Raw genomic sequence first — 26371 nt, forward strand, 5'->3', positions numbered from 1 at the left:
CCTCACTCGGAGGTCTTCCTCATGTCATCGACCCACGCCGTCCGCCGTCACCAACGTCCGTGGTCAGTACACCTAGCCGGGCGTGGTTCGCGAGTCGTCCGGTCACACTCAGGTCGGCTCGACGCGCACGGCCAGCGCCCGGTGGTCCGACAGCGGCAGCTGCACCGCCTCGGCCGCGCCGGACGCGCGCAGGCCGCCGCGGACGAGCACGTGGTCGAGCTGACGGCTGGGTCGCGGGGCCGGGAAGGTCGCCGCGGTGGCGATCGGCTGCAGGCCGCTGTGCCGCGCGGCGGCCCGCTGCTGCATGTTGAGGTCGCCCATCAGCACCAGCGGCTCCCGCGTCCCCTCCAGCGAGCGCACCAGCGTGCGCAGCTGCCGGGTGTTCCACCGCGGGATGAACGACAGGTGCGTGTTGCACACGGTGAACTGCCCGAACGGCCCGTCGATCACGGCGGCGACGGCGACCCGCGGCTCGTCCCGGGCCAGGAACGGCCGTCGGGAGTCCGGCGACCAGAGCGGCACGCTGGCCCGCAGCGGCGCCAGGCGGACGACCCGCCAGGAGAGGACCGGGTAGCGGGAGAGCAGCGAGATCCCGTAGCTCGCCGACCCCGGCTGCTCGTCCCCGGTCGCGGCCATCCAGGTCCCGCCCGGGGTCCCAGCCAGGGCGGCCACGAACTGGGAGTCGACCGCGCCCATCGCCTCCGCGGCGACGGCGGTGAGGTCGGCCCCCTGCGAGCGGGGCTGGTCCCGGTCCACCTCCTGGAGGCCGAGCACGTCGGCGTCCAGGGTCTTCACCGCCGCGGCCAGCCGGTCGACGTCGACCCGGCCGTCCTCGAGGGAGCGTCCGTGCAGGATGTTGAAGCTCGCGATGCGCACGTCAGCCCTGTGCCCCGGTCGGGAACGGAACTACCGCCGACCGCATGCGTGCGCGCGCTACCGGCGGGTAGCGAGGCCCCCGTGCAGCCCTCCCCCCGCGACCAGGTGCGCGACCTGCTCAAGCGCACCGCCGTCGCGCTCAAGCAGGGGGAGGTGCCCTTCGCGCTCTGCGGCGGCTACGCGGCCTGGGTGCGCGGTGCCCCGGAGCCCGACCACGACGCCGACTTCCTCGTCCCTGCGGCGGAGGCCGAGCGGGCGGCGAAGGCGCTGGCCGACGCCGGCCTGCAGGTGGTCGATCCCGCCGAGGACTGGCTGCTGAAGGTGGAGCGGGACGACGTCTTCGTCGACGTGCTGTGGCGGACCTGCGGGCGCCCCGCGGAGATCGACATGGTGGAGCGGGCTGCGGTGCTGCCGGTGCTGTCGGTGCAGATGCCGGTGATGGACCCGACCGACATCCTGGTGACCAAGCTGATGGCGCTGGACGAGCACTACTGCGACTTCGCGCGGATGCTGCCGGTGGCCCGGGCGCTGCGCGAGCAGGTGGACTGGGCCGAGGTGGCCCGGCAGGTGGCGGACAACGACTTCGCCGTCGTCTTCCTCGTCCTGCTCGAGCGGCTCGCGATCATCACCCAGGCCGAGGCCGCCTGACGGCGCGGGATCAGACGAGCGCGACGGCGGCGGCCGCGGCGAGCGCCGTGAGCACCACGACGCCGGTCGCGGCCCGCGCCGCCCACGGGTCGCAGACCGCGCTGCCGTGGGCCACCCGCCGCTGGACCTGCCGGTTTCGCAGCGGGGCCAGGGCACCGAGCACGGCCAGCCCGAGCAGGGCGGCGAGGCCGGCGGCCACCAGCATCGCCGGCCGGTCGGTGTGCAGTGCCCGGTGCCCGAGCAGCCCGGCCACGGCCAGGACGCCCAGACCGGTGCGCTGCCAGGCCAGCGCGGTCCGCTCGGGCTGGGTCTCCACCGGCGGCGTCACCCCCGCATCACCTCGACGCCCACCAGCACGCCGACCACGACGACGACCGCGGCCACCCCCGCGGCCACCGCCGGCACCAGCACGCTCGACGGCAGGGCCCGCCCGGCCTCGATCGCCGCCTCGTTCGCCCGCCAGCGGCGGTACCCGGCCAGGGCGGTGAGCAGCCCGATCAGGACGAGCGCGAGGGCGACGGCGGCGCTGCCCCAGCGGACCCCCAGGTCGGGCGCGTAGGTGGCGACGGCGACCCCGCCGGCCACCAGTGCCAGCCCGGTGCGCAGCCACGCCAGCAGGGTGCGCTCGTTGGCCAGGGTGAACCGGTAGTCCGGGTGGTCGGGCGACTCCGGGGATGCGGGCACCCGGCCAGGGTAGGGACGCGCGCGAATCGCCGGGCCGGTCGGTGACCACGGACGGTTAACCTGTGCATCGAGCGGTCCCGTGCCGCAGTCGTCGTTCCCCGGCGCGAGCCGCGTCACACCGAGAACTGAGGGATCCACCGTGCCCACCGGCAGAGTGAAGTGGTTCAACGCGGAGAAGGGCTTCGGCTTCCTGTCCCGCGAGGACGGGCCGGACGTCTTCGTGCACAAGGACGCCCTCCCCGCCGGAACCGACCTCAAGCCCGGCCAGCGCGTGGAGTTCGGCATCGTCGCCGGCCGCCGGGGCGACCAGGCCCTGCAGGTGCGGCTGCTCGACCCACTGCCCTCTGTCGCGGCCACCGTCGCGGCCGCCAGCCGCAAGAAGCCCGACGAGCTGGTCCCGATCATCGAGGACCTGATCAAGCTGCTCGACGACGTCTCCGAGGGCCTGCGGCACGGCCGGTACCCCGACCGGGGCCACGCCCGCAAGGTCGCCTCGGTGCTGCGCGCCGTGGCCGGCGACCTCGAGGGCTGACGCCGGCGCCGCTCAGCCGCCGGCGCGCAGGAAACCGACCGGCCACGCGCCGGTCCACTCGCCGCAGTCGCCGCCCTTGTCCTCGACCACCACGAGGTAGAAGGCGGGCGGCACGACGTCGGAGGAGTTGATCCCGTCGAACGTCGTCGTCCCCTCCGGGACGTCGACCTCGCCGAGAACCTCCTGCAGCTGGTCGTCGAACACCTGCACCTGCCACCCGCGCTCGGCGATCACCTCGGGCACGGTGAGGCTGATCGCCGTGTCGGGGGAGACCTCGACGATCGGCGGGGTGGTCTCGTAGAGCTGCGGTTCGCCGTCCACGCAGTACTGGGTCGGCCGGGCGGTGACGTCCTGGACGCCGGTCTCCGCACGGACGTTCCCGGGCCCCTCGGTCCCGCCGGCGCACCCGGCCAGGGACGCGGGGAGAGCGAGGGCGAGCAGGGCGACGGCGGGCGTTCTCACGACCACGACGGTCCCACCGGCGCCGTCGGCGGTTCCGGGGCCCCCGTCGCGGAGGCCGGCCGGCGGCCCCGGTGCAGGGTCCACAGCACCAGGCCGACGGCGAGGGCCAGCAGCGCCGCGGCGACGGTGAACCCCAGCCAGCCGGTGGGCGGCAGCGAGATCCCGAGCGCGCCGCCGGCCACCCAGGACAGCTGGAGCATCGTCTCGGAGCGGGCGAACGCCGAGGCGCGCAACCGCTCGGGCAGCTCCCGCTGGAGGATCGCGTCCAGCGACACCTTGCCGATGGCGTTGGCGACGGCGGCGACGCCGGCGACCAGCACCGCCATCCAGAACCCGTAGAAGACCGCCGCGACCACGGTCACCCCGGCGGCCGTCGCGGCGGCGTAGAGCACCAGCCGGTCGGGCGCGGCGGTGTGCAGCCGGGAGCCGACCGCCGTGCCGACGAAGCTGCCGATGCCGGCCGCGGCCGCGATCGCGCCCAGGGCGAGGGTGGCGTCCCAGCCGTCGGCGAAGGTCGCCTGCACGAGGAACGCCGAGAAGATGGTGAGGAAGCCGCCGAGCCCGCGCAGCGCGGCGTTGGCCCGCAGCGCCAGCACCACGTGCGGGCTCACCCGGCGGCGCCGGCCGGGCACGCGGATCTCGGTGGTGCTGAGCACGTCGGCCGGTTCCTCGCCGGTCGGCACGTCCACGTGCGCGGGCAGCCGGACGGCGAGCACCCCGCCGGCGACGAACACCGCGGCGGTGGCCCACAGCTCCCAGTCGAAGCCGAGGACGGCGGCGATGCCGGCGGCCAGCCCACCGGCCACACCGGCCGTCGCCAGGCCGAAGACCGACAGCCGGGCGTTCGCCGAGGTCAGCGACATCGCGGCGGGCAGGACCCGCGGGACCACCGCCGCGCGGAGCACGTTGTGCGCCTTGGACAGCACGAGCACGCCCAGGGCCGCGGGGTAGAGCCACAGGTCGTCGAAGTGGGCCGCCATCACCAGCGCGAGCACCGCCCGGCCGATCAGCGAGGTGGCCATCGCCCACCGCCGGCCGCGCTGCAGCCGGTCCAGGGCCGGGCCGATCACCGGCGCCAGCAGGGCGAACGGGGCCATCGTCACCAGCAGGTAGAGGGCGACGTTGCCCCGCTGCGCGTCGGTGGTCGCCGCGAAGAACAGGGTGCCGGCCAGGGAGACGGCGATCATCGCGTCCCCGGCCATGTGCAGGGCGTTCACCCACAGCAGGTGGGACAGCCCGCTCTCCTCGGCGCCGTCGGCCCGGCTGGCGGCGCGCACCCGGCGGGCCGCGGCGACGGTGAGCTCCCGGCTGCGGGCGGCGGCCACGCGGGTGACGGTCACCTTGGGCCGGCCCGGCAGCGCAGGTGGTGGCAGCGCGGCGGGCGGGACGGGGTCGGGCGCCGGGATCGACGTCGTGGGCCGGTCGTCGCCCGGGGGCTGGGCGGCCGCGGCCGGCAGAGGCCGTGTCTGCGGCCGGGGGACGGCGACCGGGGTGGTGTCCCAGCGGTCCGGCGGGGGCGGGGCCGCGCGCCGGGACAGCCAGGAGCGCCGGGGTGCTCCGGGCGGACGGCGGTCGGCGGACACGTGACCATGGTGCCGCACCGACCTGGCAGTCCGGTCCCGGCGCCCGGCGCCGCGGCCCGGGGGATGCGCTGTCCCCCCGTCGGCCCGGCGTCCGCCACAATGGGGGAGTGTCCGATCCCCTCGCCGCAGTCCGGCCCGCATCCGCCCCGGACGACGCGCTGAACGCCGCGGTCGAGCAGGCCCGCGCGGCCGCGGTCGAGACGGCCGGTTCCGCCGATCTGGTGGGCGAGCACCTGGGCTCCGGCCCGGAGCAGGTGGCCGCCGCCGACGGTTCGGCCGCCGAGCTCGGCGACGTGCTCACCCACACGTTCGCCAGCCGGCTGCCCGGCTACGTCGGCTGGCACTGGGCGGTCACGCTGGCCCGCGTCCCGGGGGAGGAGCAGGTCACCGTCGACGAGGTGGTGCTGCTGCCCGGCGAGCAGGCGCTGCTGGCCCCCGCGTGGGTGCCCTGGCACGAGCGGCTGCGGCCCGGTGACCTCTCCGTCGGCGACGTCCTGCCCTCGACGGAGGACGACGTCCGGCTGGCGCCGGCGTACACGGTGGACGACGACTCGGCCGACGACCCGGAAGGGCGGATCGTCGCCGGCGAGCTGGGTCTCGGCCGCGAGCGCGTGATGTCGCGGGAGGGGCGGACCGACGCGGTGGGCCGCTGGACCGCCGGCGAGTTCGGTCCGTCCGCGCCGATGGCCCGCCAGGCACCCGGCTCCTGCGTCACCTGCGGTTTCTACCTGCCCCTGGCCGGCTCGCTGCGCCAGATGGTGGGCGCGTGCGGCAACGCCTACGCCCCGGCCGACGGGCGGGTCGTGACCGCGGACTACGGCTGCGGCGCGCACAGCCAGGCGACGCTGGTCCCGCTCGACGAGACCGAGGTCGTCACCTCCGCCCGCTACGACACCTCGGACTACGACGTCCTCGGCGACTGATCGCCGGGGCCGTCACCGGTCGTCGCGCGAGCGTCCCTGGCCCTGCCAGCGCATGATGCCCAGGCCCAGCGTGGCCAGGGCGAGGGCGGCCACGCAGGTCCAGGTCCACAGCCGGTCCACCCGGTCGCCGAGCAGCAGCAGGACGACCAGGGCCACCGCCCACAACGCCATCCCGGCCAGCACCACGCGAGCGGTGTCGATCTGCAGCGGGGGCGGGGCCTGCTTCTGGGGACCGGGCACGAGGGCACCCTAGATTGCGGGTCGGTCACGGGGGGAGCTGCCCGGCCGGGGCGTGTGGCACGCTGTCGCCGCTCGTTGCCTCCTCGGCCGGGCGCGGGCAGGGCCGCCCGCCACGTCCCGCAGCCTCGTCACCGAAAGAGACCGCATGCCCGACAAGTCCCACCCGTCCGCGGACGCCTCCGCTACCGCCGTCGGGGACACCCCTGCTGACGTCGCGGCCGGCACGCCCACGCCGCGCCGCAGCGAGGGCCCCCGCACCAGGCCGAAGAACGGGCTGGACCGGTACTTCGAGATCAGTGCCCGTCGCTCGACGATGAGCCGTGAGGTCCGCGGCGGCCTGACCACCTTCTTCACGATGGCCTACATCGTGGTGCTCAACCCGATCATCCTGACCAGCATCGTCGGCCCCGACGGCGTCCAGGGTGCCGACGTCGAGGGCACCGTCCTGCCCTTCGAGTCGATCGCCGCGGTCACGGCCCTCCTGGCCGGCGTCCTCACGATCCTGATGGGCGTCGTCGGCCGGTACCCGTTCGCGCTCGCGACCGGTCTGGGCATCAACGCGATCGTCGCCGTCTTCGCGGCCACCCAGCTGTCCTGGCCGGAGATCATGGGCCTGATCGTGCTCGAGGGCCTGCTGATCACCGTCCTCGTGCTCACCGGCTTCCGCCGCGCCGTCTTCGAGGCCATCCCCGCCCAGCTGAAGACGGCGATCGCCGTCGGCATCGGCTTCTTCCTCACCATCATCGGGCTGGCCGACGCCGGGATCGTCCGGGCTGGGCAGGGCACGCCGATCAGCTTCGGCGACCAGGGGCAGCTGGCCGGCTGGCCGATGCTCGTGTTCGTCGTCGGCCTGCTGCTCAGCGCGGTGCTCGTCGTCCGCAAGGTCAAGGGCGCGCTGCTCATCGGCATCGTGGCGACGACGGCGCTCGCCATCGTCGTCGAGGCGATCGCCGACGTCGGACCGCGCTTCAGCGAGGACGGCGAGAACGCGCGCGGCTGGTGGCTGCAGGCGCCCGTGCTGCCCGAGGACGTCGTCAGCAGCCCGGACTTCTCCCTCCTGGGCAACTTCTCGCTGTTCGGGGGCTTCGAGCGCATCGGCATCATCGCCGCGCTGCTCATCGTCTTCTCGATCATGATCGCCGACTTCTTCGACACCGTCGGCACCGTGACCGCCGTCGGCGCCGAGGGCGACATGCTCGACGGGAAGCGCAATCTGCCCAAGTCGCAGCCGGTGCTGCTCGTCGACTCGCTCGCCGCGGCGGCCGGTGGCGCCGGGAGCGTCTCGTCCAACACGACCTACATCGAGAGCACCGCCGGCGTCGCCGACGGCGCCCGCACGGGCCTGGCCAGCATCGTCACGGGTGTGCTGTTCCTCGTGGCGGTCTTCTTCACGCCGCTGGTCGGCGTGGTCCCGGCGGAGGCCGCCGCGCCGGCGCTGGTGATCGTCGGTGCCCTCATGATCACCCAGATCCGGTACCTGGCCTGGGACGACATGTCGCTGGTCATCCCGGCGTTCCTGACGATCGCGCTGATGCCGTTCACCTACTCGATCACCAACGGCATCGGGGCCGGCGTGGTCAGCTTCGTGCTGCTCCGCCTGGTCGTCGGGCGGCGCAGGGACGTCCACCCGCTGATGTGGATCATCGCGGTGATGTTCGTCGTCTACTTCGCGCTGGAGCCCCTGCAGCAGCTGTTCTGACCCGACTACTGAGTTAGGCTAAGCATCGTGAGCCGGACGACGCTGGACACCGCCGCGCTCGCCCATGACCTCCGCCTGGCGGTCATGCGGTTCTCGCGCCGGCTCCGCAACCAGCGGGTCGACACCTCGGTCACGCTGACCCACCTGGCGGCGCTCTCCACGCTCAAGCGGCACGGGCCGATGAGCCCCGGGGAGCTCGCCGGCCACGAGCGGGTGCAGCCGCCGTCGATGACCCGTGTCGTCGTCGCGCTCGAGGGGATGGGTCTGGTCACCCGCACCCCGCACCCGACCGACGGGCGGCAGGTGGTCATCGAGCTCACGCCCGCGGCCGAGGAGATGCTCTCGGCCGAGGCCCAGGCGCGAGAGGCCTGGCTCGCCGGGCAGCTCCAGGAGCTCACGCCCGAGGAGCGCACGGTGCTGCGCGAGGCGGCGGAGATCATCGACAAGCTGGCCAGTGGGTGACCTGAACGAGCACTGACCAGTCGACTCCCGATCCCGGCAACGGGATGTTCCGCGCCCTCCGGGTGCGGAACTTCCGCCGCTACGCCTCGGCGAACCTCTTCAGCCTGACCGGCACCTGGATCCAGCGGATCGGCCAGGACTGGCTGGTGCTCCAGCTGTCCGACGACAGCGGCGTCGCGCTCGGGCTGATCACCGCCCTGCAGTTCGGGCCGTCCCTGCTGCTGAGCATGTACGGCGGCGTCCTGGCCGACCGCTACTCCAAGCGCCGCATGCTGTTGATCACCCAGGCCTGCATGGGTCTGCTGTCGCTGGTGCTGGGCCTGCTCGTCGTCACCGACGTGGTGGCCCTCTGGCACGTGTTCGTCCTGGCCGGGGCGCTCGGCGCCGTCTCGGCGATCGACGCGCCGGTGCGCCAGGCGTTCGTGTCGGAGATGGTCGGGCCCGCGCTGCTGACCAACGCCGTCAGCCTCAACTCGACGATCTTCAACGGCGCCCGGCTGGTCGGCCCCGCGGTCGCCGGGCTGCTCATCGGGGCGGCGTCGGGCAACACGGCACCGGCGTTCCTGCTCAACGCGGCCAGCTTCGCCTTCACCATCACCGCGCTGGCCGGCATGCGCACCGACGAGCTGCAACCGAGCCCACCGGTGGCGCGAGGCCGCGGGCAGCTGCGCGCCGGGCTGGCCTACACCTGGGCGCACCCCGACCTGGTGCTGGCGATGACGCTCGCCTTCGTGCTGGGCACCTTCGGGTTCAACTACCAGGTGACCATCGCGCTGATGGCCCGCGAGACCTTCGACCTCGGGGCGCAGGCCTTCGGTCTGCTCTCCACCTGCTTCGCCGTGGGCTCGCTGTCGGGCGCGCTGCTCTCCACCCGGCGCAGCGTGCGGCCGCGGCAGCGCTTCCTGGTCGGCTCGGCGGTGCTGTTCGGCCTGCTCACCGTGGTCGCCGGCCTCATGCCGACGTACGTCACCTTCGCCCTGATGCTGGTGCCCACCGGAGCGGCGGGGCTGATGTTCAGCGTGGCCGCCAACAGCTTCGTCCAGCTCGGCGTCGAGCCGCAGATGCGCGGCCGGGTGATGGCGCTGTACTTCATGTGCTTCATGGGTGGCACGCCGGTCGGCGCGCCCCTGGTCGGCTGGATCTCCGAGCACCTCGGCGCGCCCTGGGGGCTGATCCTCGGCGGCGCCGTCTGCGTGGTCGCCGGCCTGGCGGCCGCCGCCTGGCTGGCGCGACGCCGCACCGTACGGCTGGAGCTGAGCCGCGCGCCGCTGCGCCTCCGCCTGCGGGTGGGGCCGCAGCGCGCCGCCGTCCCGTCCCCGCAGCTGCGGGCCGAGGAGGAGAAGATGGCCGAGAAGGCGCCGGGCCAGCAGTCGCTCTGACCGGGCCCGTGCGCGTACGGTCGGCTCCACCGGTTCCGCTCGCGCAGGGGCATCCCATGGCCGCACTGATCCAGCTCGTCGCGCTGCTCGCCGCCTTCGCCGGGGTGATCGTCGGCTTCGGCCCGCTCACCCGGTGGCTGGAGCTCCGGGCGGCCCGCCGGTCCGCGGCGCGGGGCCCCGCTCCCTCGGGCCGCCCGCTGGAGCGCGTGGCCGCCGACCTGCGTCGGCTCGGGCGCCAGGTGGATCTGGTGCCGGCCGGGGCTCCCATGGCCCGGCGCCGAGGGCTCCTCGCCGCCTACGACGACGTCCTGCTCGAGGCCGCCGGCATGCTCGGCGTCCCGACGTCGCTGACCTCGTGTCCCGAGGGCCGGGCGCGCGAGGTCGAGCGGTTGCGGCTGGTCGCCGAGCTGCGGGGGGCCGGCCTGCGGGTGCCGGTCTGAGCCCCGCACCGACCCGGCGGCTGTTCTTCGCCGTCGACCCACCGCCGCCCGTCCGCGAGGACCTCGACCGCGCTCTCGCCCCGCTCCGGAACGCCCCGGGCGCGCCGCGGTGGAGCACCCCGGAGCGGTGGCACCTGACGCTGCTGTTCCTCGGCCGGGTGCCCGAGGCGCAGCTGCCCGCGCTCGTGGCCGCCGCGGAGCCGGCCGTGGCCGCGACCCCGCCGCTGACGCTCCGGCTGGCCGATGGTGGGCGGTTCGGGTCGATCCGCCGTCCGCAGGTGGCGTGGGCGGGACTCGACGGCGACGTCGACCTGCTGGTGGCGCTGGCCGGTCGGCTGTCCGTCGTCGCACGGGAGCTCGGCCTGCCGGTGGAGGAGCGCCCCTTCCGCCCGCACCTGACGCTGGGCCGGTGGCGCCCCGGCCGGCCCGGCGACGGCTCGCTGACCGACCGGCTCGCGGGCTACCGCGGGCCGGAGTGGCGCGTGTCCGAGGTCCGGCTGGAGGAGAGCCGGCTGGGGCAGGCGCCCACCTACGAGGTCGTGGGCTCCTGGCCGCTCGCCGACGGGCCATAGTGGCGATTTCGGCCCGTCACCAGGCGTACTCCATAGGGGCCGCCCGGTAGCCGGGGAAGATCTCGTCGAGCCTGGTCAGGGCGGCGTCGTCGAGGTCCACGGTGAGCGCGGTCAGCGCGCCCTCGAGCTGTTCCATCGTGCGGGGCCCGACGATCGGCGCGGTGACGGCGGGCTGGTGCAGCAGCCAGGCCAGCCCGACGTCGGCCGGCGCGTGCCCGAGGTCGCGGCAGAGCTTCTCGTAGGCCTCCAGCGCGGGCCGGTGCTGCTCCACCCGCTTCTGCTGGCGCTCCTCGTGGCGGCGTCCGCCCTCGCCCTTCGCCAGGACCCCGGCGAGCAGACCGCCGGCCAGTGGGCTCCACGGCAGGATGCCGACCCCGGAGTGCTGCGCGGCCGGCAGCACCTCGAGCTCCACGTGCCGGGTGAGCAGGTTGTAGTGGGACTGCTCGCTGACCAGGCCGGTGAAGCTCCGGCGGGCGGCCACGGCGTTGGCCTCGACGATCTGCCAGGCGGCGTGGTTGGACGAGCCGACGTAGAGCACCTTGCCCTGGGCGACGAGCGTCTCGCAGGCCTGCCAGATCTCGTCCCACGGCGTCTCCAGGTCGACGTGGTGGAACTGGTAGAGGTCGATCCAGTCGGTGCCCATCCGGCGCAGCGACCCCTCGCAGGCGCGCACGATGTTGCGGGCGGAGAGGAACGTGTCGTTGGGCCAGTCGGACATGCCGCCGTAGACCTTGGTGGCCAGCACCGTCTTCTCCCGGCGGTCCCCGCCCTGGGCGAACCAGCTGCCCAGCACCTCCTCGGTGCGGCCCTTGCCGGCGTCGAAGCCGTAGACGTTGGCGGTGTCGAAGAAGTTGACCCCCTCGGCCAGTGCCCGGTCCATGACCGCGTGGGAGTCGGCCTCCTCGGTCTTCCAGCCGAAGTTCATGGTGCCCAGGCACAAGCGGGAGACCCGCAGACCGCTGCGACCGAGGTGCGTGTACTCCATGGAGGACCACCCTGGCACCCTGTTCGCCGTGCCGCAGAACGATCACTCGAGCGCCTTCGACGTCGCCACCGCCGTCCGCCGGTCCGAGGGGGGTGGGCTCGTCGCCGAGCTCGACCCGGGATGGGACGTCGGCGGCGGGATCCTCAACGGCGGCTACCTGCTGTCGGTGGCCGGGCGGGCGGCGGTGCTGGAGAGCCCGCACGAGCACCCCGTCGCCATGTCGGCCAGCTACCTGCGGGCCGGGGCCGGCGGGCCGGCGACCCTCGCGGTGACGCCGGGCCCGGCCGGGCGGACGCTCGCCCACTCGATGGTCACGCTCGCCGACGACGGCGGCCCGCTGATCACCGTGCAGGCGACGACGGCGACGCTCACCGACGCGCCGTCGGAGTACTCGCGGCCCATGCCGGAGGTTCCCTCGCCCGACGAGTGCCTCGACATGGCGGCCAACGCGCACCTCGCCGCGGTGCCGATCCAGCTGCCGGGGCTGACCCAGCACGTGGACAGCAGGCTGGACCCTGCGACGGCGATGTGGGCGCTGGGGCAGCCCTCGGAGGAGCCGGTGCTGCGCGCCTGGGTGCGCCTGGCCGACGGGCGCCGGGCCGACCCGCTGTCGCTGCTGCTGTTCGCCGACGTGCTGCCGCCGACCAGTTTCGCCACCGGCCGGATGGGCTGGGCGCCGACCGTGCAGCTGCAGGTCCTCGTCCGGGCGATCCCGGCGCCGGGGTGGTGCCTGGTGGAGGCCCGGGCCAGCGAGGTCGCGGGCGGCTGGAGCGACGAGGACTACCGGATCTGGGACTCCACCGGCCGCCTGGTCGCGCAGAGCCGGCAGCTCGCCCGGACCGCCCGCTAGCGAGGCGGGAGTGCGACGTCGCCGGTGAGGTAGCGCTGCACCGTCGGCCCGATCGCGGCGACCAGGGCCTCGGGGGAGCTGCCCGCCAGCGGCTCGATGCGCAGGACGTACCGCCCCATCACCAGGCCGATGAGCTGCGAGGCGACCAGCGCGCCGCGGACCTCCGCCTCGTGCCGCGGCAGGTCCAGGGTGCCGACGACGCGGCGCAGGACCTGGGTCACCAGGAACTCCCGCAGCAGCTTGGCGCCCCACTCGTTGCCGACGGCCGAGCGCACGAGCGCCAGCCCGGCGGGCTGCATCGGACCGTCCCACACGGTCAGCAGCAGCCGGACGACGCCCTCGCCCAGCCCGTCCCGGCCGCCGGCCAGCAGCTCGGGGAGCAGCTCCGCCGGGTCGGCCGGCGCCTCGATCGCGGCCAGGAACAGCTGGTCCTTGCTGCCGAAGTAGTGGTGCACCAGCGCCGGGTCGACGCCGGCCGCCGTGGCGATCTGGCGGATCGTGGCGCCGTCGAACCCGCGCTCGGCGAACGCGGCGCGGGCGGCGGCCAGGACGGCGTCCCGGGTGTCGGGGCTCCCCGGACGCCGTCCGGTCCGCCGACGGGGTTCCTCGGTGCTCAGTCGGTCCTCCTCCGCAGGGTGGCCGCCGCCAGCGCGAGGGCGAGCAGGGCCGCGCCGGAGACGATGCCGACGTCGGTCCACATCGTGCCCGTCGCCTCCACCGAGCGCCCGACCTCCCGCAGCGCCTCGACCGCGTAGGTCAGCGGCAGGGCGTCGCTGATCGCCTGCAGCCAGCCGGCCATCTGCTCGCGCGGCACCAGCAGGCCGCAGAGGAAGAAATGCGGCAGCACGACGACGGGCATGAGCTGCACGGCCTGGAACTCGCTGCGGGCGAAGGCGCTGGCCAGCAGTCCGAGCGCGACGCCCAGCACCGCGTCGACGACGGCGATCAGCACGACCAGCCACAGCGACCCGGCGACGTCCAGGTCGTAGAGCGTCGTGGCCACCGTGACGGTCCCGATCGCCTGGAGCGCGGCGGCCAGCCCGAAGGCCAGGCCGTAGCCGAGCAGCAGGTCCAGGCGCGACAGGGGAGTGGTGAGCAGCCGCTCCAGCGTGCCGGAGGTGCGCTCCCGGAGCATCGCGATGCTCGTGACCAGGAACATCACGACGAACGGGAAGACGCCGAGCATCGTCAGCCCGACCCGGTCGAAGGTGTCCGGCTGCCCCGGGACGGTCGGCACGTCCCGCCACAGCAGGTACAGCAGCCCGAGCAGCAGGCTCGGCAGCACCAGCATCATCGCGATGGTGCGGTGGTCGTGCCGCAGCTGGCGCAGCACCCGGGTGGTGGTCGCGAGCGTGAGCCCCGCGGTGAGGTGCCGGGTGGCGCTCATGCCGGCACCCCTTCGCGGGCGCGGACGACGTTCAGGAACGCCTCCTCCAGGTCGTGCGAGCGGCCGTCGCTGCGCAGCTGCGCCGGGGTGGTGTCGGCGAGCAGGGCGCCGTCGCGCAGGAGGAGGAGCCGGTCGCACCGGGCGGCCTCGTCCATCACGTGGCTGGAGACGACGAGGGTGGTGCCCGCGCGGGCCAGGGCGTGGAACATGTCCCAGAGCTCGACCCGCAGCACCGGGTCGAGGCCGACCGTCGGTTCGTCGAGCACGAGCACCTCGGGTGCGCCCACCAGGGCGCAGGCCAGGGACGCCCGCCCGCGCTGGCCGCCGGAGAGGTCGGCCACCAGCTGGCCGGCCGCCTCGCGGAGCCCCACGTCGGCGACCGCGGCGTCGGCCTCCCCGGTGCCGCGCCCGTACAGCGCGGCGAAGTAGCGGGCGTTCTCCCGCACCGTCAGGTCGCCGTAGACGCTGGGCGCCTGGGTCACGTAGCCGACGCGTGAGCGCAGGGCGGGGGAGCCGGCCGGGTGGCCGAGGACGTCGACGGTGCCGGAACGGACGCGCTGGACGCCGACGATGGCGCGCATCAGCGTGCTCTTCCCGCTGCCGCTGGGTCCGAGCAGGCCGGTCACCTGCCCCTCCGGGACGGCGAAGGTGAGACCGGGGAGCACGCGGCGTTTCCCGCGGTCGACGACGAGGTCGGTGACGGTGACGGCGTCCATGACGCGCTCCTCAGAACTCAACGGCTGATGAACTCAACGCTAGATGAGTTAACCAGCCGCGGTCAACGGGGCGGTCGACGAATCGACGAGTCGCCGTGTCGGGATGTCGACACCGGCCCCCGGCCGACGGTCCGGCGCGGCCGGTCGCGGATCAGCGCCGGGCGCCGGCGGAGCTCGCCCGGCGGTCGATCAGCCAGGCGGTGAGCTCGGCCGCGGGCGCCGGCCGGCCGAAGAACCATCCCTGGCCGACGTCGCACCGCAGCTCGGTCAGGGCCGCCACGGTGCCGGGCTCCTCGACCCCCTCGGCGACCACGGTGAGCCCCAGCTCGTGTCCCAGGCGGATGACCGACCGCACCATCGCGGCGTCCTCGGCGCAGGCGGTCATCGCGGCCGTGTAGCTCCGGTCGATCTTCACCTCGTCGACCGGGAGGTTCCGGATGCGGCCGATCGAGGAGTAGCCGGTACCGAAGTCGTCGATCGACAGGCCGATCCCGGCGGCGTGCAGCCGGCCGAGCACGTCGCGGGCGGGTCCGGGTTCGGCGACCAGAGCGCTCTCGGTCAGTTCCAGCCGGAGCATGCGGGCACCGACCCCGTGCTTGGCCAGTGCGGAGAGCACCCGGTCGGGAAGGTCGGGGCGGTGCACCGACCGCGCCGACAGGTTGACCGCCACCGGAACGTCGATCCCCTGCTCCGTCCACGCCCGGACCTGGGCGAGTGCAAGGTCCAGGACGCGGTCGGTCAGCGGCTCGATCAGTCCGGTCTGCTCGACGGCGGGGACGAAATCGCACGGCATGAGCAGGCCCCGGGTCGGGTGCACCCAGCGGACGAGGGCCTCCACCCCGACCACCTCGCCGGTGTGCAGCGAGACCTTGGGTTGGTAGTGCAGCGTCAGGTGGCCTTCGGCCAGACCGCGCCGGAACTCCGAGAGCAGCATCAGCCGCCCGCGGTCGTGGCCGTCCAGGGCGGGGTCGTACAGCTCCACCCCGCTCTGCCGCTCCTTGGCGGTGTACATCGCGATGTCGGCCTGCCGCAGCAGCGAGTCGATCTGCACCGGACCGTCGGCGGAGACGGCCACGCCGATGCTGACGTCGACGTCCAGTGCCAGGCCGTCGACCAGGAACGGCTCATTCAGCGCCGCCCGGGCGCGGACGGCGGCCGCGTGCGCGCCCTCCAGGGTGACGTCGGGCAGCAGGAGCAGGAACTCGTCGCCACCCAGCCGGGCGACGACGTCGACGTCCCGCACGTGCGGGCGCAGCCGTGGGCCGATCTGCGCGAGCAGCCGGTCGCCGTAGCCGTGCCCGAGGGTGTCGTTGATCTCCTTGAACCGGTCGAGGTCGAGCAGCAGCACGGCGACGCGCTCCGTCCCGCGACGCCCGGCCAGGAGCTCGGCGCCCCGGGCGAGGACGGCGGCCCGGTTGGGCAGGGCGGTCAGCTCGTCGTGCGTCGCCTGGTGGACCAGGCGTTCCTGCAGCTCGATCCGGTCGGTGACGTCACGGGCGGTGAGCAGCAGGCCGCCGATCAGCGGGTCCGCGCGCCGGTCCGAGGTGGTCATCTCCAGGTGCCGCCACGTCCCGTCGCGGTGCAGCACCCGCATCAGGAAGACGTCGGGCAGGTGGGCGACGACGTCCGGGTGCCCGACCGGCAGGCCCTTGCCGAGGCGCTGCTGGTCGGCGGGGTGGACCAGGTCGCGGGCGACGTTGCCGAGCAGCTCGTGCGGGGAGCGGCCGAGCAGGCCGACGACGGAGTCGGAGACGAACGAGATCTGGCCGGTGGCGTCGACGAGGAAGATGACGTCGCTGGTCGCGTGCACCACCGACCGGAAGCGGCGCTCCCGGTCCAGCGCGGCCAGCATGGCGTTGAAGGCCGCGGCAGTCCGGCCGAGGTCGTCGGCGGCACCGACCGGCAGCGTCAGGTCCGCCCCGCGCGTGCCGGGTGCGCCGGAGGTGCCCAGCGGTGTGTCCACGGCCTCGGCCACGTCGGTCAGCCGGGTCGCCAGGACCTGGAGCCGGCGGCCGATCACCCGCCGCGCCAGCAGCCAGTTGGCGGCGCCGAGCGCGATGCCGGCGGCCAGGCAGGCGAGCCGGAACGTGACGGCACGGGAGTGCACCGTCGGGACACCGAGGAGCTCGGCGAACCAGGGGAAGATCGCGCCGACGGCCACGCCGAGCGCGGCCATGCCCAGGGCGAGCCGGGGGAACGCTCCCCACCGGGGCCGGCCGCTGCCGGGCGTTGCGCTGTGGATCACCTCCGCAGCATCGGCACGGCGCGGGACCTGCTGAATGCCTTCCCGGAGGACTCCCTCCCGCGGGTGGCCGGGGTGGACCAGGCAGAATCGACGTCCGTGCCGGAACCCGTCGTCATCACCGATCCGGCCGACCCGCGGGTGGCCGACTTCCGCGACCTCAAGGCCGGCGACCGGCCGGAGGGGACCCCCCGGTGGGGCGGCCCGGTGATCGTCGAGGGCGTCTCCGCCGTCGAGCGGCTGCTCGCCTCGCCCTACCGGGTGCGTGCCGTGTTCGGGGTGCCGGGTCGCGTCGCGGCCCTCGACCTGCCGGACGACGTCGCCGCCTACGAGGCGGACAAGTGGGTGCTGTCGGAGGTCATCGGTTTCCGGCTCACCCGCGGGGTGATCGCCTCGGCGGACCGCTCGTCGCCGGCCGACCTCGACGCGCTGCTGGCCGGGCCCGATCCGTCGGCGCCGCGCCGCCTGGCCGTCCTGGAAGGCCTCAACGACGCGGAGAACCTGGGCTCGATCGCACGCTCCGCGCTCGCGCTGGGCATCGACGGACTGCTGCTCGACCCGCGCTGCGCCGACCCGTTCTACCGGCGGTCGGTGCGGGTCTCCATGGGGCACGTCCTGGCGTTGCCGTTCACCCGCCTGATGGACTGGCCGGCCGACCTCGCCCGGGTGCACGAGGCCGGCTACCTGACGGTCGCGCTGACCCCGGCGGACGACGCGGTGGACCTCAGCGACGTCGACCCGCGGGAACACCCGCGCACCGCGGTGCTGCTGGGCGCCGAGGGCCCGGGGCTGACGCCCGAGGCGCAGCAGGCGGCCACGGTGCGTGCCCGCATCCCGATGCGCGCCGGCGTCGACTCGCTGGGGGTGGCGGCCGCCGCCGCGGTCGCCTTCGCCACCCTCCGCTGAGCCCGTCCCCGGAAGGGACGGTCAGCCGCGCAGCGAGAAGCGGGCGAGGATCGCCCGCGCCTCCTCGGCCTGGGCGGGGTTGCACATCACGTCGTAACGGCTGGCCGTGATCTTGCTCGTGCTGGTGAAGTCCCGCCGGCCCTGCGTCGCCGCGTACCCCATCCCGCCGAAGGCGGCGCCGAACGCCAGACCGATGAGCAGACCGGTCAGCACCGAGCCGAACCAGTTGCTGCCGTCCTCGGCGAAGATGCCCAGGAGCAGCCCGACGAACAGACCCCACCACGCACCACCGGCGGCACCGGCCGCCACGGCCCGGCCCGTCGTCATCCGGCCGGTCACCTTCTCGACCATCCGCAGGTCGGTGCCGATGATGGTCACGTTCTCGACCGGGAACTTCTCGTCGGAGAGGTGGTCGACGGCGGCCTGCGCCCGCTCGTAGCTGTCGTAGGAACCCACCTGGACGCCGCCCAGGGGCATCGACACTGAAGCACTCATGCCTGGTCAACGACCTGCCCGACCGGGCTGTTCCGCTCAGACCAGGCTGTCGGCCCAGGCGCGGTGCAGCCCGGCGAACCGCCCCGTGCCGCCGACCAGCTCGGCGGGCGTGCCGTCCTCGACGATCCGGCCGTCCTCCATGACCAGCACCCGGTCGGCGATCTCCACGGTGGAGAGCCGGTGGGCGATGATCAGCGCCGTCCGGTCGGCCAGGAGCGTGCGCAGGGCGCGCTGCACCAGCCGCTCGCTGGGCACGTCGAGCGAGCTGGTCGCCTCGTCGAGGACCAGCACCGCCGGGTCGGCGAGGAACGCCCGGGCGAAGCTCACCAGCTGGCGCTGCCCGGCCGAGAGCCGCCCCCCGCGCCGGTGGACGTCGGTGTCGTACCCCTCGGGCAGCGCGGCGATGAACTCGTGCGCCCCGATGGCCCGGGCGGCGGCCTCCACCTCGTCGCGGCCGGCCTCGGGTCGGCCGAAGGCGATGTTGTCGGCGATGGTGCCGGAGAACAGGAAGCTCTCCTGGGTCACCATCACCACCGCGCGGCGCAGGTCGGCGTCCGACAGCCGGTCCAGCGGCACCCCGTCCAGCCTCACCTCCCCGGCGGTCGGGTCGTAGAACCGGGCCACCAGCCGGGCGAGCGTGGACTTGCCGGCGCCGGTCGCCCCCACGAGCGCCACCGTCTGCCCGGCCGGGACGGTCAGCCGCAGCTCCGGCAGCACGACCCGGTCGGTGTAGCCGAACCGGACACCGTCGAGGACGAGCTCACCGGCGGCCCGCGGGTGGGGCGCCGGGTCCACGGGCTCGGCGACGGTGGGCTCCTCCTCGAGCACCCCCGACAGCTTCTCCAGCGCCGCGGTCGCCGACTGGTAGGAGTTGTAGAACATCGCGACGTCCTGCAGCGGGTCGAAGAACCGGCGCAGGTACAGCAGGAAGGCCACGAGGGTGCCGACGGCCAGCCCGCCGTCGATGACCCGTGCCGCCCCGATGCCGAGGACGGCGACGGTGACCAGGTTGCCGATCAGGGTCACGGCCGGGATGAACACGGCGATCAGCCAGAACGCCCGGTGGTGGGCGCGCCGGTTGTCCTCGTCCAGCGCGGCGTACAGGACGTCGTTGCGCGGCTCCCGGCGGAAGGCCTGCACCGCCCGGATGCCGCCGAAGGTCTCGGTGAACTGGACGATCAGCGCGGCGATCGTCTCCCGGGTGCGCCGGTAGGCGGCGGTGGAGTGCCGCTGGAACCAGCGCGCGACGAAGAACAGCGCCGGGAAGCCGAGCAGTGCGACCAGGCCCAGCGGCAGATCGAGCACGAGCAGGACGACGCCGATCGTGAACACGCTGAACAGCGCGGTCACCAGGCTGTCCAGCCCCTCGTCCAGCAGCTCGGCGAGGGCCTCGACGTCGCTGGTCAGCCGGCTGATGGTCTTGCCCGAGGTGTAGCGCTCGTGGAAGGACAGCGGCAGCCGCTGCACGTGCCGGAACACCTGCCGCCGCAGGGCCAGCAGGACCGCCTGCCCCATGCGCCCGGAGCGGGTGAGGAACACGTAGCGCAGGCCGGTGTCGACCAGCGCGGCGGCGACCATCGCCCCGGCGATCCAGACCAGCGGCCAGGGGTCGGACTCCTCGACGAGCGCGGGGACGGCGACGTCGATGCCGATCCCGATGAGCAGCGGGCCGGCCAGCCAGGCGGCGTTCTGCACCACGATGGTCAGCAGCAGGCTCCACAGCGTCCGCCGGTGCGGGCGCAGCAGCTCACCGAGCAGGCGGCGGGAGCGGGCGCGCAGGAAGACGCCGGCCCCGGCCGACAGCTCCTCGGTGTCCTCGGTGGCGACGCCGCGCCACTGCTGGGCCGGCGGGGGAGCGGCGGTGGTCATCGGGCCGTCTCCGTCAGCTCGCTGTCCTGCGCGAGCAGGTCGCGGTAGGCGGGCACGCCGGCGAGCAGCTCGCTGTGCGTGCCGACGGCGACGATGCAGCCACCGGCCAGCAGCGCCACCCGGTCGGCGAGCAGGACCGTGGAGGCGCGGTGCGCGACCACCAGGGCGGTCGTGTCGGCCAGCACCTCGCGCAGGGCCCGCTCGACGAGGGCCTCGGTGTGCACGTCCAGCGCGGAGAGCGGGTCGTCGAGCACGAGCACCGACGGGCGGCCGAGCACCGCGCGGGCCAGCGCCAGCCGCTGCCGCTGCCCGCCGGACAGGGACAGCCCCTGCTCGCCGATGCGGGTGTCCAGGCCCCACGGCAGGTCGTGCACGAACTGCGCCTGCGCCACCCGCAGCGCCTCGGCGACCTCGTCGTCCCCGGCCTCGGGCCGGCCCAGGGTGAGGTTCTCCCGGACGCTCATCGAGAACAGCGTGGCGTCCTCGAAGGCGGTGGCCACGACGCTGCGCAGCTGCGCCAGCGGCATCTCGCGGACGTCGGTGCCGTCGAGGGTGATCCGGCCGCCGGTGACGTCGTGCAGGCGGGGGACCAGCGCGGTCAGGGTGGTCTTGCCCGATCCCGTCGCCCCGACCAGCGCGACCGTCTCGCCGGGCCGCAGGTCCAGGTCGACGCCGTCGAGCACCGGCTCGGCCGAGCCCGGGTAGCCGAAGCGCACGCCCTCGAAGCGCAGCCGGGCCGGGGTGCCGACGACGGCGGGCCGCACGCCCGGGCGGTCGCCGACGGTCACGGGCGCGTCCAGCAGCTCGCCGATGCGGTCGCAGGCGCTCGCCGTCTCCTGGGCGAAGGCGAACAGGAAGCCCAGCGACAGGATCGGCCAGAGCAGCACGGTGAACAGCGCGACGAAGGCGACCAGCCCGCCGATGGTCAGCGCGCCGCTGCTGACGGCCAGCGAGCCGCCGACGAGGATCATCGCCAGGGTGAGCTGCGGGTGCAGCTCGAACAGGCACCACAGCAGCGCGAGCGTGCGCACCTTGTCCAGCTCCAGCCGGCGCAGCCGCGTGGCCTTGGCGTCGTAGCGGTCGAAGACCAGGCCGCTGCGGCCGAGCGACTTCACCACCCGGATGCCCTGGACGGCCTCCTCGACGTCGGTGGTCAGCTCGCCGTGGGCGTCCTGCACCCGCCGCGACTCGGTGTTGTACCGGCGCTCCCACCGCATCCCCAGCACGGTGAGCGGGACGGTGGTGGCCGCCACGGCCAGCCCGAGCGGCCAGTAGGTGACCAGCAGCAGGACCAGGACGACGACGCAGGTGATCAGGTTGACCACCAGGAACACCGCGGCGAAGCCGACGAACCGGCGGATGGTCGACATGTCCGTCGTGGCCCGGGACAGCAGCTGGCCGGAGGCCCAGCGGTCGTGGAAGCCCACCGGCAGCCGTTGCAGGCGCTGGTACAGGGCGTCGCGCAGGTCGCGCTCCAGCTGCAGGCAGCTGCGGTTCATGGCCACGCGCCGGACGAAGAACAGCGCCGCCTCCGCCACCCCGAACAGCAGGGCGAGCCCCAGCAGGGGGAACAGTGCCGACCGATCGCCCTCGGCGATGGGGCCGTCGACGACGGCAGCGGTGATCAGCGGCAGGGCCAGCTGGGCCAGGGTGGCCAGCAGGGCGGCGCCGAAGGTGAGCGCGATCAGCCCCCGGTAGGGCCGGGCGAAGGGCCACAGGCGGGCGAGCGCGGAGAGCTTCCCCGCGGGGGGTGGACCGGGGGAGTGCGCGGCGTCGTCCATGGCACCGCTCACGCTAGAGGCAGGTAGTGACCGAGGCGAACGAGTTTCGCCCCACGGGTGGGCCGGCCCGCGGCTCAGCGGTTGCGGCGGACCCCGAACACGATGTCCTCCCACGCCGGGATGCGGGCGCGCGGGTCCTCGTCGTCGCCCTCGCCGCCGTTGCGGCCCAGGACGACGGTGTCGTGCTCGGCCACCTCGTCGAGCAGGGCGGTCATCGCGTCGTCGTCCGGCGTGCCGTCGGGGGCGTGCACGTCGCGGACGTGCTCGTCGGCCGGCTCGGCCAGGGCGTGCGGCACGGGGGAGTGCGGCTCGGCGGCCGGCTCCGGCGTGGGCGCGGGGTCGGGGACGACCTGCACCGGGCGGCTGCGGGGCGCGGGGGTCACCTCCGGGACCACGCGGACCAGGCGGGTTCCCTCGGCGAAGTCGGTGGTCGCCGCGTCGGACGGGGTGACCGTGCGCGAGGGCAGGTCGAAGCGCCACCGGGTGGTGCCCGACTTCGCGCCGGCCCGCCAGGCGCCGGTGACGACCCAGGAGCCGTCGTCGCCACGGAAGGCGTCCCAGCGCACGGCGTCGATGTCGGTGTCGATCAGCCGGAGCCGCTCCACCATGAACTGCTGCAGCGCCACACCCGGGGCGCTCTCCGACAGCCGCACCCGGGCCTCGCGGGCCTGGTCGGCCACCCGCTCGCGCTCCTGCAGCACGGGGTGGGCGAACCGCATGATCCGCTCGACGCGCGTGCCCGAGGACGCGGCCACCTGCTCCGGGGTCTCGCCGGCCCGGATGCGGGACTGGATCACCCGCGGCGGCAGCTCGGTGCCCATGTCGACGTCGATCTGGATCAGCCGGCGGGCGTCTCCCCGGGCGGCCGCGCGGACGCGGTCGTCGACGGGGAGCTCGAACTTCTCGCCGTCGGCACCGTCGGGGCCGTCGGCCATCAGGATCAGGTTCTTCCCGTCCTCGGAGAGGGCCACGAGGCGCAACATGCGCATGGGGGCATCCTCCTGCAGGCGTCGGGGCGGGCTGATCGCCGAGCCCGGCCACCGAGGCTATCCGGGGACGGCGGGCAGCGCCCGCAGGCCGCCCGGCGTGGCGCGGCCGGAGCAGTGGCGCAGCTCCCTCCCGTGGGGGGTGTCGATCCCGGCTTTGCACGCCGATGACAGGGCTGACACACGACCGCAACGAGCGCCCTGCACGGTGGGAGGCTCAGCGGACCGACACCCGAGCCGAGGAGGCGCGATGGCCAGCCCGGTGACCTCCCGGCGGACGGCCGTGCCCGCAGTGCTCGCCGTCGGCGCCCCCGGGACGGCGATGCCCGCGCTCGAGGCGCTGGCGCCGCCCGAGGCGCTGCCCGCGCACGTCCGCGCCGCCGTCTCCGCCATCGGCGGTGCGACCGGCGCCTGGTGCCCCGCCCCCGCCCCGGACGGCCGGCGGATCGCCTACGTCTCCGACCGGTCGGGGCTGCCCCGCCTCGAGGTCGCCGACCTCGGCGGGGCCCTCCCGCCGGCTGTTCTCTCCGACCCCGACCAGGAGGTCATCTCCGTCACCTGGTCGCCCGACGGCGCGTGGCTGGCCTACCTGGTGAGCCCGGGCGGCTCGATCTGCGCCGAGCTCCACGTGGTCCGCCCCGACGGCACCGGTCACCGCGTCGTCGCCGGCCCCGATCCCCGGGCCACCGTCTTCGCCGGCTGCTGGGCCGGACCGCGGCACTACGCCTGCTCGATCGCACCGGGGAACGGCCCGGACGCCGACGTGGTCCTCGTCGACGTCGTCACCGGTGAGCTGCGCACGCTGGCCTCCGGCGGCTTCCTGTCGGTCACTGCCGTCTCCGCCGACCACCGCACCGTGCTCGCCCGCCGCGGACCGCGCGCCTTCCGGCACGTCGTCGTCATCGACGTCGCCACCGGGATCCAGCGCCGGGTTCTCCGGCTGGACGCGCCCGGCGGCATCGCCTCGGAGGACGGCCGGTTCACCCCCGACGGGCGAGCCGTGCTGGTCCGCGCGGCGATGCCGGGGCCGCCCGGCACCGACCGGGCCGGGCTGGTCGAGGTCCCCGTGGACGGCGACGGCGTGCCCTCGGCCGGCCGCCGCGTCCTGTACCGGCCCGACGCCGACCTCGACGGGTACGCGCTGCGCCCGGACGGCACCGTGCTCGCGCTGTGGAACGCCGGCGGGGTCAGCCGGCTGTGGCTGCACGCCTTCTCCGACGGTGCGCTCGTGCGGGAGGTGGAGCTGCCCGAGCCGGTGCTGTCGGCGTGGGCGCCGCTGCCCGGCGGCGACGCGGTCGTCGCCGAGCTCAGCGGACCACGGGCCCCCCGCGGGCTCTGGCGGGTCCCGCTGGACGGCGCCGGTGCCCCCGAGCTGCTGGCCTGCACCCCGCCCCGGCCCGACCCGGGTCTCCTCGTCGAGCCGGTGCTGCACGAGTACGTGGCCCCCGACGGCCTGCCGTTGTCCGGCTGGCTGTACACCCCGCCCGGCGTGCCGGGCCCCAACCGCACGGTGGTCAGCTTCCACGGCGGGCCGGAGGGTCAGGAGCGCCCGTCCTGGTCCCCGGTGACCCAGTCGATGGTCGCCGCGGGCCTGACGGTGTTCGCGCCGAACGTCCGCGGCTCCGGTGGCTTCGGCCGCGCCTTCATGACCGCCGACGACGGCCCGGCGCGGGAGGCGTCCTTCGCCGACGTCCGCACCACGGTCGACGAGCTGGTGACCGCCGGGGTCGCCGCCCCGGGGCGGATCGGCGCCCACGGCTGGTCCTACGGCGGCTACCTGACGCTGGTGGCGCTCACCCGCTGGCCCGAGCTGTTCGCCGCGGGGGCCTCGCTGGCCGGCATGAGCGACCTGCGGACCTTCTTCGCCGGCACCGAGCCGTGGATGGCCGCGGCCTCGGTGACCGAGTACGGCGACCCGGTCACCGACCGGGACATGCTGGCCGAGATCTCGCCGATGACGGCGCTGGACCGGCTCACCGCGCCGGTGCTGCTGGCCCACGGGGACCGGGACACCAACGTGCCGGTCGCCGAGTCGGTGCAGGCCCACCAGGCCCTGCAGGCCCGCGGCGCGTGCAGCGACCTGCTGCTGTTCGCCGGGGAGGGCCACGCCGTCGTCGGCCGCGAGCACGTGGTCGAGCTGGGCGGGCGACTGGCCGCCTGGTTCGATCGGTGGCTGTGAGCGGGGACCTCTTCGCCGGATACCCACCTGTGCGCACCGACGAGGCCGTCGGTCCGGACGGCCGGCTGCGCAGTGGGTGGGTGTCCCTGGCGGCTGCCCTGGAACGGACCGGCCGTGACGGGCTGACCGAGGCCGCCGAGCGCCTGGCGGCGCGCCGCCAGGCGCTCGGCGTGGCCACGTCCTCCTGGGTGGACGGCCGGCAGCAGCTGCGTCCGGTCCCCATGGACCCGGTCCCGCGGCTGATCGGGGCGCGGAGCTGGGCGACGCTGTCGGCCGGCGTCGTGCAGCGCCACCGCGCGCTGGACGCCTTCCTCGCCGACGCCTACCGCCCGGCCGGCCGGCGCAGGGGCGACAGCGACCGCGCCGCGGAGATCGTGCGGGCCGGCGTCCTGCCGGAGTGGGCGGTCGCGCACAGCCCGGGGCGGGACCCGGAGTCGGTCTCCCGCGCCTGGCCGGGGCAGCGACGCGCGACCCTGGCCGCCACCGACGTGGTCCGCACCACCGACGGCCGCTGGGTCGTGGTCCGGGACAACCTGCAGGTCCCGTCCGGCATCGGCTACGCGCTGGCCAACCGGGACAGCGCCCGCACGGCGGCGCCGGAGCTGTTCGGTGCCGCCGGGCGGCCCGTCGCCGACCCGGGCGAGGCGATCCCGCTGCTGGCCCGCGCCCTGGCCGACGCCGCGCCTCCCGGGCTCCCGGGGCCGCCGCGGATCGCGGTGCTGACCCAGGGCGAGAGCGACGGCGCCTGGTTCGAGCACCAGGTGCTCGCCGCCGCCCTCGACGTGCCGCTGGTCCGCGCCGGTGATCTCTGGCCGCGGGGGGACGGCGGCCTCGAGGCCGCCGTCGGCGGGCAGCGGGTGCCGGTGGACGTGTTGTACCGGCGCTTCGCCGACGCCACGTTCGGCGCGTACCGGATCGGGGCGGACGTGCCGCTGGACCTGGCCCTCACCGAGGCGGTGCGGTCCGGACGGCTCGGGCTGGCCAACGTGCCGGGCAACGGGGTGGCCGACGACGCCGCCGGCTACGCCTGGGTGCCGGCGATGATCCGGTTCTACCTGGACGAGGAGCCGCTGCTGGACTCCGTCCCGACGTGGGTGCTGGCCGACCCCGCGGCGTGGGACGAGGTGCGCGACCGGGTGCACGAGCTCGACGTCGAGGAGGTCGCCGGGTACGGCGGCCGGCGGATCGTGCACGGCGCGGCCTGCTCCGCCGTGGAGCTCGAGGCGCTGCGCCGCGAGATCGCGGCGGCCCCGCACCGCTTCGTGGCCCGGGAGCCGGTGGAGCCCTCGACCGTCCCCACCCTGGTCGAGGGGGCGCTGCGCCCCCGCCCGGTCGACCTGCGGATGTTCTCGGTGGCGGGCGCGACGACGACCGTCCTGCCGCTGGCGCTCACCCGGGTCGCTCCCGACGGTGGACCGGGACGGCCCGGCGTGCCGGGTGGCGGCAGCAAGGACACCTGGCTGCTGCGCTGACGG

Annotated in this window: 27 protein-coding genes; 12 read left to right on the forward strand and 15 right to left on the reverse strand. The window is 74.9% G+C overall.

Annotation, left to right across the window (positions count from 1 at the left end; genetic code table 11):
- Positions 1 to 108: 108 nt before the first annotated feature.
- Positions 109 to 876: an endonuclease/exonuclease/phosphatase family protein gene (locus tag GCU60_RS06360; RefSeq protein WP_163203364.1), complete on the reverse strand. Its 768-nt coding sequence runs from the start codon at positions 874 to 876 to the stop codon at positions 109 to 111.
- 81 nt (positions 877 to 957) lie between these two features.
- Here GCU60_RS06360 and GCU60_RS06365 point away from each other — a divergent pair, with 81 nt between their 5' ends.
- The gene (locus GCU60_RS06365; RefSeq protein ID WP_163203366.1) at positions 958 to 1524 is read left to right on the forward strand and encodes a nucleotidyltransferase family protein; all 567 of its coding nucleotides are present in this window, start codon (positions 958 to 960) and stop codon (positions 1522 to 1524) included.
- A gap of 10 nt (positions 1525 to 1534) precedes the next feature.
- Here GCU60_RS06365 and GCU60_RS06370 read toward each other — a convergent pair whose 3' ends face one another.
- Together GCU60_RS06370 and GCU60_RS06375 are read right to left on the reverse strand one after the other, a co-directional pair.
- A complete protein-coding gene (locus GCU60_RS06370) occupies positions 1535 to 1852 on the reverse strand; it encodes a DUF202 domain-containing protein (RefSeq protein WP_345770428.1) in 318 nt (105 codons plus the stop codon).
- Positions 1849 to 2208, reverse strand: coding sequence for a DUF202 domain-containing protein (locus GCU60_RS06375; protein ID WP_163203368.1), 360 nt, complete (start codon positions 2206 to 2208; stop codon positions 1849 to 1851). Before GCU60_RS06375 ends, GCU60_RS06370 begins: the two co-directional genes overlap by 4 nt.
- Positions 2209 to 2347: 139 nt before the next feature.
- Between GCU60_RS06375 and GCU60_RS22050 the strand changes: the two genes are divergently transcribed.
- A complete protein-coding gene (locus tag GCU60_RS22050) occupies positions 2348 to 2740 on the forward strand; it encodes a cold-shock protein (protein WP_163203370.1) in 393 nt (130 codons plus the stop codon).
- A gap of 12 nt (positions 2741 to 2752) precedes the next feature.
- Here the strand turns inward: GCU60_RS22050 and GCU60_RS06385 are convergent, their stop codons facing one another.
- On the reverse strand, positions 2753 to 3202 hold the full coding sequence (locus tag GCU60_RS06385; protein WP_345770429.1) for a DUF2771 family protein: 450 nt from the start codon (positions 3200 to 3202) through the stop codon (positions 2753 to 2755).
- Positions 3199 to 4785, reverse strand: a complete 1587-nt coding sequence (locus tag GCU60_RS06390; RefSeq protein WP_163203374.1) for an MFS transporter — start codon at positions 4783 to 4785, stop codon at positions 3199 to 3201. The genes GCU60_RS06385 and GCU60_RS06390 overlap by 4 nt, the downstream gene beginning before the upstream one ends.
- A gap of 107 nt (positions 4786 to 4892) precedes the next feature.
- Here GCU60_RS06390 and GCU60_RS06395 point away from each other — a divergent pair, with 107 nt between their 5' ends.
- A complete protein-coding gene (locus GCU60_RS06395) occupies positions 4893 to 5708 on the forward strand; it encodes a DUF3027 domain-containing protein (RefSeq protein WP_345770430.1) in 816 nt (271 codons plus the stop codon).
- A 12-nt stretch (positions 5709 to 5720) separates the two neighbouring features.
- Here the strand turns inward: GCU60_RS06395 and GCU60_RS06400 are convergent, their stop codons facing one another.
- The gene (locus GCU60_RS06400; RefSeq protein ID WP_163203376.1) at positions 5721 to 5948 is read right to left on the reverse strand and encodes a DUF2530 domain-containing protein; all 228 of its coding nucleotides are present in this window, start codon (positions 5946 to 5948) and stop codon (positions 5721 to 5723) included.
- Between the two features lie 145 nt (positions 5949 to 6093).
- Between GCU60_RS06400 and GCU60_RS06405 the strand changes: the two genes are divergently transcribed.
- The 5 genes from GCU60_RS06405 to thpR are packed head-to-tail and all read left to right on the forward strand — an operon-like array spanning position 6094 to position 10500.
- Positions 6094 to 7647, forward strand: coding sequence for an NCS2 family permease (locus tag GCU60_RS06405; protein WP_163203378.1), 1554 nt, complete (start codon positions 6094 to 6096; stop codon positions 7645 to 7647).
- 27 nt (positions 7648 to 7674) lie between these two features.
- Positions 7675 to 8109: a MarR family transcriptional regulator gene (locus GCU60_RS06410; RefSeq protein WP_163203381.1), complete on the forward strand. Its 435-nt coding sequence runs from the start codon at positions 7675 to 7677 to the stop codon at positions 8107 to 8109.
- Positions 8110 to 8153: 44 nt separating this feature from the next.
- Positions 8154 to 9488 (forward strand): MFS transporter, encoded by a 1335-nt coding sequence (locus tag GCU60_RS06415; RefSeq protein ID WP_163203383.1) that lies wholly within the window; start codon positions 8154 to 8156, stop codon positions 9486 to 9488.
- A 56-nt stretch (positions 9489 to 9544) separates the two neighbouring features.
- Positions 9545 to 9928 (forward strand): hypothetical protein, encoded by a 384-nt coding sequence (locus tag GCU60_RS06420; RefSeq protein ID WP_163203385.1) that lies wholly within the window; start codon positions 9545 to 9547, stop codon positions 9926 to 9928.
- Positions 9844 to 10500, forward strand: a complete 657-nt coding sequence (gene thpR, locus GCU60_RS06425; RefSeq protein WP_345770431.1) for an RNA 2',3'-cyclic phosphodiesterase — start codon at positions 9844 to 9846, stop codon at positions 10498 to 10500. Before GCU60_RS06420 ends, thpR begins: the two co-directional genes overlap by 85 nt.
- A 16-nt stretch (positions 10501 to 10516) precedes the next feature.
- Here thpR and GCU60_RS06430 read toward each other — a convergent pair whose 3' ends face one another.
- Positions 10517 to 11485, reverse strand: coding sequence for an aldo/keto reductase (locus GCU60_RS06430; RefSeq protein ID WP_163203387.1), 969 nt, complete (start codon positions 11483 to 11485; stop codon positions 10517 to 10519).
- On the opposite strand from GCU60_RS06430, the gene GCU60_RS06435 reads away from it, so the two are divergent.
- The gene (locus GCU60_RS06435) at positions 11484 to 12335 is read left to right on the forward strand and encodes an acyl-CoA thioesterase (protein WP_204261567.1); all 852 of its coding nucleotides are present in this window, start codon (positions 11484 to 11486) and stop codon (positions 12333 to 12335) included. The two genes, GCU60_RS06430 and GCU60_RS06435, sit on opposite strands and share 2 nt — an antisense overlap.
- Here the strand turns inward: GCU60_RS06435 and GCU60_RS06440 are convergent.
- The 4 genes from GCU60_RS06440 to GCU60_RS06455 all read right to left on the reverse strand — a co-directional run bounded on the left by GCU60_RS06440 (position 12332) and on the right by GCU60_RS06455 (position 16683).
- Positions 12332 to 13033 carry a TetR family transcriptional regulator gene (locus tag GCU60_RS06440; protein ID WP_345770432.1) on the reverse strand — a complete coding sequence of 234 codons (702 nt, stop codon included), beginning with the start codon at positions 13031 to 13033 and terminating at the stop codon, positions 12332 to 12334. The genes GCU60_RS06435 and GCU60_RS06440 overlap by 4 nt on opposite strands.
- A complete protein-coding gene (locus tag GCU60_RS06445; RefSeq protein ID WP_163203389.1) occupies positions 12949 to 13722 on the reverse strand; it encodes an ABC transporter permease in 774 nt (257 codons plus the stop codon). Before GCU60_RS06445 ends, GCU60_RS06440 begins: the two co-directional genes overlap by 85 nt.
- Positions 13719 to 14438, reverse strand: a complete 720-nt coding sequence (locus GCU60_RS06450; RefSeq protein WP_163203391.1) for an ABC transporter ATP-binding protein — start codon at positions 14436 to 14438, stop codon at positions 13719 to 13721. The genes GCU60_RS06445 and GCU60_RS06450 overlap by 4 nt, the downstream gene beginning before the upstream one ends.
- Positions 14439 to 14589: 151 nt before the next feature.
- Complete coding sequence (locus GCU60_RS06455) at positions 14590 to 16683, reverse strand: EAL domain-containing protein (protein WP_163203393.1); 2094 nt, start codon at positions 16681 to 16683, stop codon at positions 14590 to 14592.
- Here GCU60_RS06455 and GCU60_RS06460 point away from each other — a divergent pair.
- The gene (locus GCU60_RS06460) at positions 16675 to 17586 is read left to right on the forward strand and encodes a TrmH family RNA methyltransferase (protein WP_345770433.1); all 912 of its coding nucleotides are present in this window, start codon (positions 16675 to 16677) and stop codon (positions 17584 to 17586) included. The two genes, GCU60_RS06455 and GCU60_RS06460, sit on opposite strands and share 9 nt — an antisense overlap.
- A gap of 21 nt (positions 17587 to 17607) precedes the next feature.
- Here GCU60_RS06460 and GCU60_RS06465 read toward each other — a convergent pair whose 3' ends face one another.
- The 4 genes from GCU60_RS06465 to sepH form a co-directional block, all read right to left on the reverse strand.
- Positions 17608 to 18081, reverse strand: a complete 474-nt coding sequence (locus GCU60_RS06465) for a general stress protein (RefSeq protein ID WP_163203395.1) — start codon at positions 18079 to 18081, stop codon at positions 17608 to 17610.
- A gap of 36 nt (positions 18082 to 18117) precedes the next feature.
- A complete protein-coding gene (locus GCU60_RS06470) occupies positions 18118 to 19950 on the reverse strand; it encodes an ABC transporter ATP-binding protein (protein WP_163203397.1) in 1833 nt (610 codons plus the stop codon).
- Positions 19947 to 21731 (reverse strand): ABC transporter ATP-binding protein, encoded by a 1785-nt coding sequence (locus GCU60_RS06475; RefSeq protein ID WP_204261568.1) that lies wholly within the window; start codon positions 21729 to 21731, stop codon positions 19947 to 19949. Before GCU60_RS06475 ends, GCU60_RS06470 begins: the two co-directional genes overlap by 4 nt.
- A 74-nt stretch (positions 21732 to 21805) precedes the next feature.
- Positions 21806 to 22720, reverse strand: coding sequence for a septation protein SepH (gene sepH, locus GCU60_RS06480; RefSeq protein ID WP_163203401.1), 915 nt, complete (start codon positions 22718 to 22720; stop codon positions 21806 to 21808).
- Positions 22721 to 22967: 247 nt separating this feature from the next.
- On the opposite strand from sepH, the gene GCU60_RS06485 reads away from it, so the two are divergent.
- On the forward strand, positions 22968 to 24896 hold the full coding sequence (locus GCU60_RS06485) for a prolyl oligopeptidase family serine peptidase (RefSeq protein WP_163203403.1): 1929 nt from the start codon (positions 22968 to 22970) through the stop codon (positions 24894 to 24896).
- Positions 24893 to 26368 (forward strand): circularly permuted type 2 ATP-grasp protein, encoded by a 1476-nt coding sequence (locus tag GCU60_RS06490; RefSeq protein WP_163203405.1) that lies wholly within the window; start codon positions 24893 to 24895, stop codon positions 26366 to 26368. The genes GCU60_RS06485 and GCU60_RS06490 overlap by 4 nt, the downstream gene beginning before the upstream one ends.
- Positions 26369 to 26371: the final 3 nt, after the last annotated feature.

The sequence above is a fragment of the Blastococcus saxobsidens genome (assembly GCF_010682065.1).
In the GTDB taxonomy this organism is placed as follows: Bacteria; Actinomycetota; Actinomycetes; order Mycobacteriales; family Geodermatophilaceae; genus Blastococcus; species Blastococcus saxobsidens_B.

Excerpts from the sequence above, each read along its gene's own strand:
- GCU60_RS06405 (WP_163203378.1), top strand. The coding sequence starts at position 6,094 with ATGCCCGACAAGTCCCACCCGTCCGCGGACGCCTCCGCTACCGCCGTC.
- GCU60_RS06445 (WP_163203389.1), bottom strand. The coding sequence starts at position 13,722 with ATGAGCGCCACCCGGCACCTCACCGCGGGGCTCACGCTCGCGACCACC.
- GCU60_RS06450 (WP_163203391.1), bottom strand. The coding sequence starts at position 14,438 with ATGGACGCCGTCACCGTCACCGACCTCGTCGTCGACCGCGGGAAACGC.
- GCU60_RS06475 (WP_204261568.1), bottom strand. The coding sequence starts at position 21,731 with ATGGACGACGCCGCGCACTCCCCCGGTCCACCCCCCGCGGGGAAGCTC.
- GCU60_RS06420 (WP_163203385.1), top strand. The coding sequence starts at position 9,545 with ATGGCCGCACTGATCCAGCTCGTCGCGCTGCTCGCCGCCTTCGCCGGG.
- GCU60_RS06465 (WP_163203395.1), bottom strand. The coding sequence starts at position 18,081 with ATGAGTGCTTCAGTGTCGATGCCCCTGGGCGGCGTCCAGGTGGGTTCC.
- GCU60_RS06430 (WP_163203387.1), bottom strand. The coding sequence starts at position 11,485 with ATGGAGTACACGCACCTCGGTCGCAGCGGTCTGCGGGTCTCCCGCTTG.
- GCU60_RS06470 (WP_163203397.1), bottom strand. The coding sequence starts at position 19,950 with ATGACCACCGCCGCTCCCCCGCCGGCCCAGCAGTGGCGCGGCGTCGCC.
- sepH (WP_163203401.1), bottom strand. The coding sequence starts at position 22,720 with ATGCGCATGTTGCGCCTCGTGGCCCTCTCCGAGGACGGGAAGAACCTG.
- GCU60_RS06485 (WP_163203403.1), top strand. The coding sequence starts at position 22,968 with ATGGCCAGCCCGGTGACCTCCCGGCGGACGGCCGTGCCCGCAGTGCTC.
- GCU60_RS06415 (WP_163203383.1), top strand. The coding sequence starts at position 8,154 with ATGTTCCGCGCCCTCCGGGTGCGGAACTTCCGCCGCTACGCCTCGGCG.
- GCU60_RS06435 (WP_204261567.1), top strand. The coding sequence starts at position 11,484 with ATGGAGGACCACCCTGGCACCCTGTTCGCCGTGCCGCAGAACGATCAC.